Source organism: Pseudomonas tumuqii, assembly GCF_013184545.1.
Lineage (GTDB): Bacteria > Pseudomonadota > Gammaproteobacteria > Pseudomonadales > Pseudomonadaceae > Aquipseudomonas > Aquipseudomonas tumuqii.
This window is the reverse complement of record NZ_JAAOJA010000006.1, coordinates 270578-283149: the sequence shown is the minus strand read 5'-3', so window position 1 is coordinate 283149 and position 12572 is coordinate 270578. Positions and strand designations below refer to the sequence as shown.

Sequence of the window (12572 nt, the reverse complement as noted above, 5' to 3'; positions counted from 1 at the left end):
GCCAGGGAAGCCGGGCGCAACTAGCATAGGCACAGAGCATTCAACACGAGCTGTGCCCATGGAGTCCGACGCCCATCCCAAGGACGACCGCCACTGGAGCCTGGAAAGCCTGAACAAGGCTTACCAGCAAGGCTACATGGCGGGCCTCACCGGCCACCCCAACACCCGCCACGACCACAGCGCCGAGGTGCTTGCCGCTGCCTGGGAGGCCGGCTGGGACGACGGCCATGAACAACTGCTGCGTCAGCAGAAGAGCGCCTGATCCCAGGGCATTCGCCGCCTTGGCGCAGGCCTGCCGTTTGCCTGATCGACAGCCCTTTTGCCATTTTCCCCACAGCCGCTGCTGCGCAAGAAGTTGCGCACTTTTCCGTGACTTAGCGCACGCTGTGACTTTTTGTTGCTTTCGGTCACGCTAACATTTTGTTTTGTACCGAATTTATAAACATGGCACGTTTATGGCCTTCTACTGGGTTCCCGGATCACTGCAGATCCATGACCCACAGCAAGGAAAGCACTCATGCCAACACCCGCGTATCTGTCCCTCGAAGGCACCAAGCAAGGCCTGATCACCGCTGGCACCTTCACCGAAGATTCGGTCGGCAACATCTTCCAGGAAGGTCATGAAGACCAGATCCTGGTCCAGGCCTTCAGTCACCAGGTCATCATCCCGCGCGATCCGCAGTCCGGTCAAACGCTCACCCGAACTGGCGCTGGCCATCGCCAAGCGCGAGGTTGAGCTGGCCGCGCAATAGGTCTTCCATGATCGTTACGGCCATGCAGGCCGGCACCCTCGGCCTGCATGACCTGACCAGGGAGACCGTGGTGTTTCAGCAACCAGTCCGCCCTTGCCTTCAAGCACGAACGGGGCCGCGCTGCAGCGGTCGCTTTTTCCGGCACGGTGCCATGCAGCCCGAGATCGCCGGCCAGGCCTACCCCGTCGCCCACAATCACTCCGGCGAGAGGCCCATACCGGACACCGCCGGCATGTTCGGCTAGAGCGCCTTCTCGAACACCTTGGAGTTGCGCTGGAAGTTGTACAGCGAGGCGCGTGCTGCCGGCAGGCGGTCGACGCTGCTGGGCACGAAGCCGCGTTCGCGGAACCAGTGGGCGGTCCGGGTGGTGAGCACGAACAGGTGCTTCAAGCCCTGGGCGCGGGCACGGGCCTCGATGCGTTCAAGCAGTTCGTCGCCGCGACCGCCGTGGCGATAGTCGGGGTTGACTGCCAGGCAGGCCAGCTCGCCGTAGTCCGACTCGTCGATCTGGTACAGCGCCGCGCAGGCGATGATCAGACCGTCGCGCTCGACGATACTGAACTGCTCGATCTCGCGCTCCAGCACCTCGCGCGAACGGCGCACCAGGATGCCCTGCTCTTCCAGCGGACTGATCAATTCGATCAGTCCGCCGACATCACCGATATTCGCCTCGCGCAATGACTCGAACTGTTCCTGGTCGACCAGGGTGCCGCCACCATCGCGGGTGAACAGTTCGGTCAGCAGCGAGCCGTCCTCCACATAGCTGACCAGATGCGCGCGCTTGACCCCGGCGCGGCAGGCCTGGGCCGCGGCGTCGAGCAGCTCGCCCTGATAGCTGTTGCCCAGCCGCGCCAGGTAAGTCGGCACCTGCTGCGGCCGCAGTTCGCGCACCAGCTTGCCTTCTTCGTCGAGCAGGCCGCGCTCGGCACTGAACAGCAGCAGCTTGTCGGCGCCCAGGTCGATGGCCGCACGGGTGGCCACGTCTTCGCAGGCCAGGTTGAAGATTTCCCCGGTCGGCGAATAGCCCAGCGGCGACAGCAGCACGATGCTGCGCTCGTCGAGCAGGCGACCGATACCCTTGCGGTCGACCCGGCGCACTTCGCCGGTGTGGTGATAGTCGATGCCGTCGACCACGCCGATCGGCCGCGCGGTGACGAAGTTGCCGCTGGCCACGCGCAGGCGCGCGCCCTGCATCGGCGAGGCGGCCATGTCCATCGACAGGCGCGCCTCGATGGCGATGCGCAGCTGGCCGACCGCATCGATCACGCACTCCAGGGTCGCGCCGTCGGTGACCCGCAGATCACGGTGAAAGTGCGGGGTTATGCCGCGCGCGGCCAGACGTGCCTCGATCTGCGAGCGCGAGCCGTGCACCAGCACCAGGCGCACGCCGAGGCTGTGCAGCAGCACCAGGTCGTGGACGATATTGCCGAAATTCGGGTGGGCGACGCCCTCGCCCGGCAGCATCACGACGAAGGTGCAGTCGCGGTGGGCATTGATATAGGGCGAAGCGTGGCGGAGCCAATTGACGTAGTCGTGCATGGTGCAGAGAACCTGTGAGTCGTGAACAGAACGCATAAACAAAGCGCGCGAGCGCCAGACGAAGCAGCCATCGTTACCCGCTTTATCGTCGCAGTTGGGGCATCACGCGTTCGCTCCTCCGGTTGGCAAGGGCCGCATGCAGGCTCATGGGGCCGGACTCAGGCAGTAGTGTTGAATCAGCTCACGTAACAGACGCACAGTCGGCTCGAGACGTGACATTTCCAGGTACTCGCCCGGCTGGTGGGCACAGTCGATATCGCCGGGGCCGAGCACCAGGGTCTCGCAGCCAAGCTGCTGAAGATAAGGCGCTTCGGTGGCAAACGCCACCGAAGCCGCGCTGTGCCCGGTCAGGCGCTCAGCCAGGCGCACCAATTCGCTGTCGGCGGCCTGCTCGAAGGGCGGCACGCTGGGAAACAGCGGGGCGAAGTCGATCTTGACCTGGTGCCACTCGGCCAGCGGTTGCAGCTTCTGCCGGATCGCCGCGCGCAGCAGTTCCGGCTGCATGCCCGGCAGCGGGCGCAGGTCGAATTCCAGCGAGCACTGGCCGCAGATGCGATTGGGGTTGTCGCCACCGTGGATACAGCCGAGATTCAGGGTCGGTACCGGCACGCCGAACTGCGGGTTGTTGAATTCGCGCTGCCACTGGCCGCGCAGGCCGCGCAGTTCACTCAGCACATCCTGCATCGCCTCCAGGGCGCTGTGGCCGAGGCTCGGGTCGGAGGAATGACCGCTCTGGCCGAGGATGTCGATGCGCTCCATCATGATGCCCTTGTGCAGGCGGATCGGCTTGAGCCCGGTCGGCTCGCCGATCACCGCGGCGCGCCCCAGGGGCCGGCCAGCCGCGGCCAGGGCGCGGGCGCCGGACATCGAGCTTTCCTCGTCGCAGGTGGCGAGAATCAGCAGCGGCTGCAGGAAGCGCTGTGCCAGCAAGGGTTGCAACGCCTCGATGACCAGGGCGAAGAAGCCCTTCATGTCGCAACTGCCCAGGCCGACCCAGCGACCATCAACCTCGGTCAGCTTGAGCGGATCGCTCTGCCACAAGGCCGCATCGAACGGCACTGTGTCGCTGTGCCCAGCCAGCACCAGGCCGCCAGGGCCGCTGCCGTAACTGGCCAGTAGATTGAATTTACCCGGCCTGATTTCCTGCACCTCGCAGGCGAAACCGAGGTCGCCCAGCCAGCTCGAGAGCAGCTCGATCACCGGCCGGTTGGACTGATCCCAGCGCGTCTGGGTGCAGCTCACCGAAGGCGCGGCGATCAGCGCGGCGAATTGCTCTTTGAAGGAAGGCAGGGGCATTGGCGGTCTCCGCGGGCGTTGCCACCATCATAGGGGCAACGCCGGTGCGGATGAAACCGTCGAGACTATCTCCGACTCAGAGGAAGATGCCGCGCAGGATATAGAAGAACACGATGGCCAGGGCGGCACCGACCGGCAGGGTGATCAGCCAGGACACGAAGATCTTGCCGATCACGCCCAGGTTCAGCGCGCCGATACCCCGCGCCAGGCCGACGCCCAGTACCGCGCCGACCAGGGTGTGGGTGGTGGACACCGGCAGGCCGATGGCCGAGGCGCCGACCACGGTGGTGGCGGTGGCCAGCTCGGCGGCGAAACCGCGGCTCGGGGTCAGTTCGGTGATTTCCTTGCCGATGGTGGCGATCACCTTGTAGCCATAGGTGGCCAGGCCGATGACGATCCCCACCGCGCCGAGCAGCAGCACCCAACTCGGCACCGGCGCCTTGGCGCCGACAGCCTCACCACCGGACCGGATTACCTCGACAATGGCCGCCAGCGGGCCGACCGCGTTGGCCACATCGTTGGAGCCATGGGCGAAGGCCATGGAGCAGGCGGTGAAGATCATCAGCACGGCGAAGACCTTCTCCACGCTGGCGTAGTGGAAGTCCTTGTCCGCCTCGACGTCGATCTTGATCCGGCTGAGCAGGGCAATCCCCAGCAGCATCACCAGGACCCCGACGCCCGCGGCGAGGAAGAAACCTTCGGTGCTGGAGAGGCTGAGGCCGATATGCTTGAGGCCCTTGGTCAGGGTCATGATGCTGACCATGAAGCCGGTGGCGAACATATACAGCGGCACGAAGCGCTTGGCGTTGAGGAAGGGCTCATCGGTATCGATGATCAGCCGTTGCACGCTGACGAACAGGCCGAAGGCGACAATGCCGGAGAGCAGCGGCGAGATCACCCAGCTGGCGACGATCGGGCCGACACCGGCCCAGTGCACCGCGTCCATGGACACGCCGACCGCGGCGAAGCCGATCACCGCGCCGACGATCGAATGGGTGGTGGACACCGGCCAGCCACGCGTCGAGGCAATCAACAGCCAGGTACCGGCCGCCAGCAACGCCGACATCATGCCCAGCACCATCAGGTCCGGGGTGATCATCGAGGCGTCGACGATGCCGCTCTTGATCGTTTCGGTGACCTCGCCGCCGGCCAGGTAGGCGCCGGCAAACTCGAAGACCATGGCGATCAGGATCGCCTGCTTGATGGTCAGTGCCCGCGAGCCGACCGAGGTGCCCATGGCGTTGGCCACGTCGTTGGCACCCACGCCCCAGGCCATGAAAAAGCCGAAGAGGCAGGCAAGCAGCAGAAGTACGAGGCCGTAGTCCGCAATCAGAGACATAAATAATTAATCCGTAGATTCCAGAAAGGACACTGGCGCTTAGCGCGCCAGCAGTTGTTCCAGTCGGTTACCGACCCGCTCGGCACGGTCGGCGACATCGCCGATCCATTCGATGATCTGGTAGAGGAACATCACGTCGACCGGGGGGAGATCCTTTTCCAGTTTGAACAGGGCACGGCGTACTTCGATCTGCATCAGATCGGTGTCGCGCTCGATCTGCTCCAGCTCCTCGACCATGGATCCGACCAGGGCGGCTTCGCGCCCGCCAAACCCGGTTTCCAGCAGCTCATCCAGCTCGTTCATGGCTTTCAGCGCCTGGGCGCTGGCATCCACGGTGCGCTGCACAAAGGCCCCCATCAGCGGCTGCAAAGCCTGCGGGATGGCCATTTCGCGACCCAGCATCAGGCCGGCGATGTCCTTGGCGCGGTTGGCAACTTTGTCCTGTACACTCAGCAGCTCAAGCAGATCCGAACGCGGCACTGGCAGAAACAAGCTCTTGGGCAGGTGCAAGCGTACGCTTTTCTTGAGCTTGTCGGCTTCGTCCTCCAGCCGCGCCATGTCCTGTTGCACCTGTGCCACCTTGACCCAATCCTCAGCCATCACGGCGTCGAAAAAAGGCACCAGGTGTGCGGCGCACTCATGGGCTTTGGCGAAGTGCTTCTGCATCGGCCCGATGGGCGAGCGACCGAACAGGCTGGCGAATGGATTGAGTGGCATAGGGTGAACCCCGACTTTAAAGAAGGCGGCAAGTATACGGATCGCTCGAAAAGCTCGCCAGCACGCATCATCAGACAGTCACAATTTCACAGTAGGCGCTTAGCTCACCATCATGGTCAAAGAAACCGAAATCAAATTGCGGGTCAGCCGCGACACCCTGGCAGCCCTGCGCGAGCACCCTCTGCTGAAAAAGCGCAACAAGGGCGGCTGGGAACAGCGCGAGCTGTTCAATCAATATTACGACACGCCCGCCCGTGATCTGGCCCAGGCCAAGGTCGCATTGCGCATCCGCCGCGATGGCGATGCCTTTATCCAGACCCTGAAAAGCCGTGGCCAGAGCGTTGCCGGCCTGTCCGAGCGCAACGAGTTCGACTGGTCGCTGGACCGGGCCGAACTGGATCTGAGCAAGCTCGACGACAGTTGCTGGCCGGCGGCCCTGGCCGAGCTGGACAAGAGCCTGCTGCAACCGCTCTTCAGCACCGACTTCGTCCGCCAGCGGGCCGACATCGCCTGGGGTCGCGGCAAGGCCAAGGTGGTCATCGAGGCTGCCCTGGATCTCGGCAAGGTCCTCGCCGGCGAAGGCGAGGAAGAAATCTGCGAGCTGGAACTGGAGCTGCGCCAGGGCGAACCTGCTGCCTTGCTGGAGCTGGCCGCCGAACTCGCCGCCGATCTGCCGCTGATGCCTTGCGACATTAGCAAGGCCGAGCGCGGCTACCGCCTGTTCGATGCCAACAGTTACAGCCTCAGCCTGCCGGCCCCTGAGCTAACCGCCGAAATGAGCCTGGATGACGGCTTTGCCGCCATCGCCTGGCACCTGCTCGGCAGCAGCCAGCGCCTGGCCGAGCAATACCGCTTCAATGGCCACTGGCGCCTGCTGGTCGACTGGCTGGAACAACTGGTCGGCCTGCGTGCCTTGATCGGCAGCCTCGGCCAGGCCGCGCCGCGCAGCAGCAGCAGCGAACTGCGCCAGACCCTCGACGCCCTGCTCAACGACTGGCGCCCACGGCTGCAGGCCGGTCAACTCGACGATGCCGTGCGCCAGGCCGCACCGGCACAGTTCGCCGCCGAACTGCAAGACACGCGCTGGGGCCAGTTCTCCCTGAACAGCTCACGCTGGCTGCTGGCCAAGGGCTGGACGGCCGAACGCAACAACCGCGGCAATCGCCAGGGCGCCGCACCGCTGGGCAACTGGCTGCCAACCTTGCTGGCCGAAGAAGGCCATGACCTGCAGTTGAACCGCTACCAGAAGCAACCGGAAGACCTCGCCGAACAACTGCCGCGGATCGAGCGCCTGCTGGTCTGGCTGCGCATGGCCCGCAGCGTACTGGACGTGGCGGAAGTCGACCGTTTGTATGGCGAACTGAGCAAACTCAGCGAACAGGCCCATCGCCCCATCGACCCCGAGTCGCTGGCCACACGGCAAGCCCAGGCCCATACGCTGGCATCGCTGAAAGCCTGGAGAACGCTGGTGAAGTAAGCGTCACGCCAATTCGTCGCATCCAAACGGGCCCAAGCCACAGTCAATGCGAATTTAACTCGTTTGGGCCGACAGATTCGAGCATAGCGCCTACACTGACCGGGACTTGAACAGCGGAGCACTGGTCATGACGAAGCCTACGGAGCCACTGAGAGGCGAAGGCGAGCGCAGCGACCCGGCGCCGCCAGACACCTTCGAACAGTCCATCTCCCGGAGGCTCCAGCCATGATCAGGCCGCCCTATGCCGGCAACCGGCGCATTCTGGTAATCGACGACAACCCGGCAATCCACCAGGACTTCTGCAAGATTCTCGGCGCCGGCCAGGACAGCGAAGCCATGCTGGCCGCCGCCGAGGCGGCCCTGTTCGGCGACGTCCCGCCCGTGGAGCAAGCCTTCGAACTCGACTCCGCCTATCAGGGCCAGGAAGCCCTGACCATGCTCACCGACGCGCTGGCGCAGGATCGGCCCTATGCCATGGCGTTCATCGACATGCGCATGCCGCCCGGCTGGGATGGGGTCGAGACCGTCGAGCGCCTCTGGCAAGCCGACCCCCAGCTGCAGGTTGCCCTCTGCACCGCCTACTCCGACTATTCCTGGGAGGAAATGGCCGAGCGCCTCGACCTGGCCGACCGCCTGCTGATCCTGAAGAAGCCCTTCGACGCGATCGAGATCCGTCAGATGGCCAGCGCGCTGACCGTGAAGTGGCAGATGACGCAAGCCGCGGCCATGAAGATGAGCGCCCTGGAGCAGGCGGTCGAGGAAAGAACCAAGGAGCTGTCCGACGCCAACATCATCGTGCGCAACAGCCCGACCATCCTTTACCGCCTGCGCGGCGAGCCGGCGTTTCCCCTGATGTACATCTCGCACAACATCACCAAGTTCGGCCACGATGCCGCCCGCCTGGTGGCCTCGCCGAACTGGGCGCAAGAACTGATCCACCCGGACGACCTGCGGATGCTCGACGCGGCGATGGGGCAGGTGTTGGAGAAGAGCACCCAGGGCGCCTCGATCGAATTCCGCCTGCTGACCGGCGCCGGCACTTACCGCTGGGTCGAGAACCGCTACGTCCCGGTGCGCAACAGCGAGGGCCAGCTGATCGAGATCGAAGGCATCATTCTCGACATTACCGAGCGCAAGCTGGCCGAGGAAAAAATCGCCCTGCTCGCCCGCACCGACGGGCTCACCGGCCTGGCCAACCGGGCGACCTTCATCGAGCGCCTGAGTCAGGCCTTCGCCGCGGCCGAGCGCGGCGCCCCCTCGTTCGCGATCTTCTACCTGGACCTCGACCACTTCAAGGAAGTCAACGATACCCTCGGCCACCCGGTCGGCGACCTGCTGCTCCAGGAAGTCTCCACGCGCATCAAGGACTGTACCCGCGAGAGCGATGTGGTCGCCCGCCTGGGCGGCGACGAGTTTGCAATCTTGCAATTGCACATGGACGAGCCGGCGAACGCGGGCGCGCTGGCGAAAAACATCCAGACCACCCTGGCGCGTGCCTACTCGCTCAACGGCAACGAGGTGCGCATCTCGGTCAGCATCGGCATCTGCCCCTATGCGCCGGGCAGCGCGGGAGCGGACGCCATGCTCACCCAGGCCGACCTGGCGCTCTACCGGTCCAAGGAAGAGGGCCGTAACCAGTACCACTTTCACTCCGAGGATCTCGACCAGCAGGTGCTCGAACGGGTAACCCTGGGCAATGACCTGAAAAAAGCGATCGATCAGGACGAGCTGGAGCTGTATTACCAACCCCAGGTCGAGCTGTCTTCCGGAAAGATTCTCGGCATGGAGGCGCTGGTGCGCTGGAACCACCCCACGCGCGGCCTGCTCGCCGCCGACGTGTTCATCCACATCGCGGAACGAACCGGCAGCATAGTGGCGCTCGGACACTGGGTGCTGGAACAGGCCTGCCGGCAGATGCGCCACTGGCGCGACGCGGGCATGGCCCCACCGCTGATCGCGATCAACCTCTCGCTGGCCCAGATCAAGAGCGGGCAGGAACTGGTTCGCGATGTCAGTGCAACCATCGCCAAGTGGGGGCTGACCCCCGCCGATCTGGAATTCGACGTGACCGAGGCCACGCTGGCCCAGACCAAATGGACCCGCAACGACGTCCTGCCCCAGCTGCGGGAACTCGGCGTGAAGATCGCCATCGACGATTTCGGCGCCGAATACTCCTCGTGCGACTACCTCAAGACCTACCGGGTCAACCGCCTGAAGATCGCGCAGTCCTTCATCAACTCGGCCAGCGAGGATCCAGAGAGCGCCACGACCATCCGCGCCATCATCAACTTCGCCCGCGAGCTGGGCATTGGCATCATTGCCGGCGGCGTGGAAACCCAGGAGCAGCGTGCCCTGCTGATCTCGGCCGGCTCGACGAACCAGGCGCAAGGGTTCTATTTCAGCGAAGCGGTGGACAGCATCTGTGCCGGCAAACTCCTGCGCCAGGGCCGCATTCTGGTGAGTGCGCCGAGTGACGAGGCGGACCTTGCCCCCGCCCTGCCGCTCGAACCGCCGGAGGGTCGCGCGTGAGGCGAACGCCCGATACCCCCGCGGGGCCGGAGCGCAGGGAATTCCAGGAGGACAGGGTAATGGAGCGAGTGGCCACAGGTTTGTTCAGGGAAGCATGGCCGGGACGGAGCCAACTGTCCGTCGCCGGTTTGAGCTGTGTATTGGCCCTGCCATTCGGGCTAGCAGCTCAGGTCGGCGCCGCGCCACTCGACGAACCCATCAAACCTATCCCCATGGTCCAGGAACTGGATCCGGCCCGGACCGAACTGGGTCGGCGGCTGTTTCAGGATGTACGTCTATCCGCCAACGACAGTGTGTCTTGCGCCAGCTGTCACCAGCTGGCGAGCGGCGGTGCCGACCAGCGCGCCTTTTCACGAGGATTTTCAGGCCGGCAGGCGCTGGTCAACACACCGACCGTGCTCAACGCGGGGTTCAATTTCAGGCAGTTCTGGGACGGCCGAGCAGGCTCCCTGGAGGCGCAGATCGACGCCGTGATCGAGAACCCTGTCGAAATGGGCTCGACCTGGCAGGACGTCATCGACAAGGTCACGGCGGCCCCCCACTACCGCACAGCCTTTGCCGCCGCCTACCCGGACGGGGTCACCCAGGCGAACATCGAAAATGCCATCGCGACCTTCGAGCGCAGCTTGACCACGCCCAACTCGCGCTTCGATCAGTATTTGCGGGGCGATGCGGATGCGCTCTCCGCCGAGGAGAAGGCCGGCTATTTGAAATTCAAGCAGTACGGCTGCATCGCCTGCCACCAAGGGGTGAATATCGGCGGCAACATGTTCCAGAAGTTTGGCGTGATGGGCGACTACTTCCAGGCGCGTGGCAACCCGTCGGAAGCCGATCTGGGACGTTTCCGGGTCACCGGCGATGAGGCCGACAAGAACGTCTTCAAGGTCCCCAGCCTGCGCAATGTCGCCCTCACTGCACCTTACTTTCACGACGCCACGGCCAAGACCCTCGAGGAAGCGGTGGATGTCATGTTCAAGTATCAGCTCGGCCGTGTGGCCTCCGAAGCCGATATGCAATCGATCATCAAATTTCTCGAGACCTTGACCGGCGAACGCGCGGGGCCGCAGCCATGAACATCGTCATACGCCCGAGCTGGTTGCTGATGATGGCGATAGCCGTAGTGCTCGCCTCGACCCTGGCGTTTCTCTACGCCAAGACCAACGAGCACGATCCCTCGGCGTCTTTCGAGTCCCTCGCCTTGCTGCGGCAGGTCAAGCAACTCGACGCGCAATGGGAACTCAACGTGCTGAAATCCAAGATCGGCATAAACCAGGACTATGACCCGCTGGTCGAGCCGTTGACCGCGCTGCAGGCCCAGTGGGACAGACTGGAAACGCTGGTAAACCTGCGTGCGTGGAGCGATTCGCCCGATTGGCTGCGCGGTCGCGAGGCCTATCTGGAGGCGCTCGGGGAAAAGACCGAGCTGATCGAGCGCTTCAAGTCGCATAACGCGGTATTGCGCAACTCCCTGGCTTTCCTGCCCATCGCCGAAAACGATATCCACACCCCGCTGCGCCAGATCGGCGGCAGCGACCGGCCCGAACAGATGGCAGTGGCGGCCGACCTGTACGACACCGTGTTGAGCACCATGGAATACGCCCAGACAACCTCCTCGGACAAAGCCGCCGAGGTCGAGGCGAGCCTGGGCCGTCTGGCGGCGGGCAAGGCGCTGCTCCCGCTCGATCTGCAGGCCACGCTGGACATCCTGATGGCGCATGTCCGCACCATCCTGCGCGAGCAGTCGCTGGTCAACGGCCTGGTCGAGCGTATCGGTGCGGTGCCGATGGCTGCGCGGCTCGACGACATCCATCGGATCATCGACCAGACCCAACTGCAGTCGGCCGAACGGGACCTGCTCTATCACCAATTTGTGCTGCTCTTCTCCGCGGTGCTCGCGGGCCTCCTGTTGTATGTGGGTGGCCGGCTGATCCGCAGCTACGCGGTTATCAACCGGGTCAACAAGAAGCTCCAGGAGGCCAACGACGGGCTGGAACAACGGGTACAGCAGCGCACCCGCGAACTGCGCGAGACGCAGAGCGAACTGGTGGCCACCGCCCGCCAGGCCGGCATGGCCGAGATCGCCACCAACGTGCTGCATAACGTCGGCAACGTGCTCAATAGCGTGAACGTCTCGGCCGACCTGATCAGCCGCAGGGTGCGCACCTCCAAGGTCCAGGGGCTGGCCAAGGCGGTCCAGCTGATCAACGAGCACGCCGCCGACCTCGGCGACTTCATCAGCCGCGACGAGAAGGGCAAGCTGCTGCCGGGTTACCTGAACCAGCTGGTCGAGGCGCTCGCGGCCGAGCAACAGGGCATTGCCGAAGAGCTCGAACACCTGACCAAGAGCGTCGACCACATCAAGGAGATAGTCGCCACCCAGCAGTCCTATGCCGGCACGCCGAGCCTGCTCGAAGCGGTGCGGGTCACCGACTTGCTGGAGGATGCCCTGCGCATGAATGCCGGGGCGCTACAGCGCCATCAGGTCACCGTGATCAAGGATTTCAGCGAAGTACCGCCGCTGTTGCTGGACAAGCATCGGCTGCTGCTGATCCTGGTCAACCTGATCAGCAACGCCAAGCAGGCACTGTCGGCCCAGGGTAACCGAGCGCACGCGCTGACCCTGAGTGTGCGACTGCTGGACGAGAGTAACCTGCGAATCTGCGTGCAGGACGATGGCGAAGGCATCGCAGCAGAAAACCTGACCCGGATCTTTGCCCATGGTTTCACCACCCGCAAGGACGGCCACGGTTTCGGCCTGCACAGCTGCGCATTGGCAGCCATGGAAATGGAAGGCCGCCTGACGGCCCATAGCGATGGGCCGGGCCAAGGCGCCACCTTTGCCCTGGAGCTGCCGGCCCATGCCGTGCCGGGCAGGTCATGAGAAAGTCATAATGAGCCGCGCAGGCGGCCGATGCGTTTTGCC

The 12572-nt window shown here is 64.3% G+C and carries 10 protein-coding genes; 6 read left to right on the top strand and 4 right to left on the bottom strand.

The features are described from left to right. Positions 1 to 58: 58 nt before the first annotated feature. On the top strand, positions 59 to 262 hold the full coding sequence (gene rmf / locus G9C89_RS13790; RefSeq protein WP_172148865.1) for a ribosome modulation factor: 204 nt from the start codon (positions 59 to 61) through the stop codon (positions 260 to 262). A gap of 255 nt (positions 263 to 517) precedes the next feature. Beyond that, positions 518 to 736 carry a type VI secretion system tube protein TssD gene (gene tssD, locus G9C89_RS13785; protein WP_256674183.1) on the top strand — a complete coding sequence of 73 codons (219 nt, stop codon included), beginning with the start codon at positions 518 to 520 and terminating at the stop codon, positions 734 to 736. Between the two features lie 256 nt (positions 737 to 992). Here the strand turns inward: tssD and argA are convergent, their stop codons facing one another. The 4 genes from argA to G9C89_RS13765 all read right to left on the bottom strand — a co-directional run bounded on the left by argA (position 993) and on the right by G9C89_RS13765 (position 5643). After that, complete coding sequence (argA, locus tag G9C89_RS13780) at positions 993 to 2291, bottom strand: amino-acid N-acetyltransferase (protein WP_172148863.1); 1299 nt, start codon at positions 2289 to 2291, stop codon at positions 993 to 995. Positions 2292 to 2435: 144 nt separating this feature from the next. After that, entirely contained in the window at positions 2436 to 3587 is a 1152-nt protein-coding gene (argE, locus tag G9C89_RS13775) for an acetylornithine deacetylase (RefSeq protein WP_172148861.1), read from the bottom strand. Positions 3588 to 3663: 76 nt separating this feature from the next. Continuing rightward, positions 3664 to 4926: an inorganic phosphate transporter gene (locus tag G9C89_RS13770; protein ID WP_172148859.1), complete on the bottom strand. Its 1263-nt coding sequence runs from the start codon at positions 4924 to 4926 to the stop codon at positions 3664 to 3666. 39 nt (positions 4927 to 4965) lie between these two features. Beyond that, a complete protein-coding gene (locus tag G9C89_RS13765) occupies positions 4966 to 5643 on the bottom strand; it encodes a TIGR00153 family protein (protein WP_172148857.1) in 678 nt (225 codons plus the stop codon). Between the two features lie 112 nt (positions 5644 to 5755). On the opposite strand from G9C89_RS13765, the gene G9C89_RS13760 reads away from it, so the two are divergent. The 4 genes from G9C89_RS13760 to G9C89_RS13745 all read left to right on the top strand — a co-directional run bounded on the left by G9C89_RS13760 (position 5756) and on the right by G9C89_RS13745 (position 12530). Beyond that, on the top strand, positions 5756 to 7120 hold the full coding sequence (locus tag G9C89_RS13760; protein WP_172148855.1) for a CYTH domain-containing protein: 1365 nt from the start codon (positions 5756 to 5758) through the stop codon (positions 7118 to 7120). Positions 7121 to 7345: 225 nt separating this feature from the next. Next, entirely contained in the window at positions 7346 to 9649 is a 2304-nt protein-coding gene (locus G9C89_RS13755) for a GGDEF/EAL domain-containing response regulator (protein WP_172148853.1), read from the top strand. A gap of 59 nt (positions 9650 to 9708) precedes the next feature. Further along, positions 9709 to 10722, top strand: coding sequence for a cytochrome-c peroxidase (locus G9C89_RS13750; RefSeq protein ID WP_172148851.1), 1014 nt, complete (start codon positions 9709 to 9711; stop codon positions 10720 to 10722). Next, entirely contained in the window at positions 10719 to 12530 is a 1812-nt protein-coding gene (locus tag G9C89_RS13745) for a DAHL domain-containing protein (RefSeq protein WP_172148849.1), read from the top strand. Before G9C89_RS13750 ends, G9C89_RS13745 begins: the two co-directional genes overlap by 4 nt. The last annotated feature ends 42 nt before the right edge of the window (positions 12531 to 12572 follow it).

Bases quoted from the DNA above. Each gene is read 5' to 3' on its own strand.
- rmf (WP_172148865.1), top strand. From the start codon at position 59: ATGGAGTCCGACGCCCATCCCAAGGACGACCGCCACTGGAGCCTGGAA.
- tssD (WP_256674183.1), top strand. From the start codon at position 518: ATGCCAACACCCGCGTATCTGTCCCTCGAAGGCACCAAGCAAGGCCTG.
- argA (WP_172148863.1), bottom strand. From the start codon at position 2,291: ATGCACGACTACGTCAATTGGCTCCGCCACGCTTCGCCCTATATCAAT.
- argE (WP_172148861.1), bottom strand. From the start codon at position 3,587: ATGCCCCTGCCTTCCTTCAAAGAGCAATTCGCCGCGCTGATCGCCGCG.
- G9C89_RS13770 (WP_172148859.1), bottom strand. From the start codon at position 4,926: ATGTCTCTGATTGCGGACTACGGCCTCGTACTTCTGCTGCTTGCCTGC.
- G9C89_RS13765 (WP_172148857.1), bottom strand. From the start codon at position 5,643: ATGCCACTCAATCCATTCGCCAGCCTGTTCGGTCGCTCGCCCATCGGG.
- G9C89_RS13760 (WP_172148855.1), top strand. From the start codon at position 5,756: ATGGTCAAAGAAACCGAAATCAAATTGCGGGTCAGCCGCGACACCCTG.
- G9C89_RS13755 (WP_172148853.1), top strand. From the start codon at position 7,346: ATGATCAGGCCGCCCTATGCCGGCAACCGGCGCATTCTGGTAATCGAC.
- G9C89_RS13750 (WP_172148851.1), top strand. From the start codon at position 9,709: ATGGAGCGAGTGGCCACAGGTTTGTTCAGGGAAGCATGGCCGGGACGG.
- G9C89_RS13745 (WP_172148849.1), top strand. From the start codon at position 10,719: ATGAACATCGTCATACGCCCGAGCTGGTTGCTGATGATGGCGATAGCC.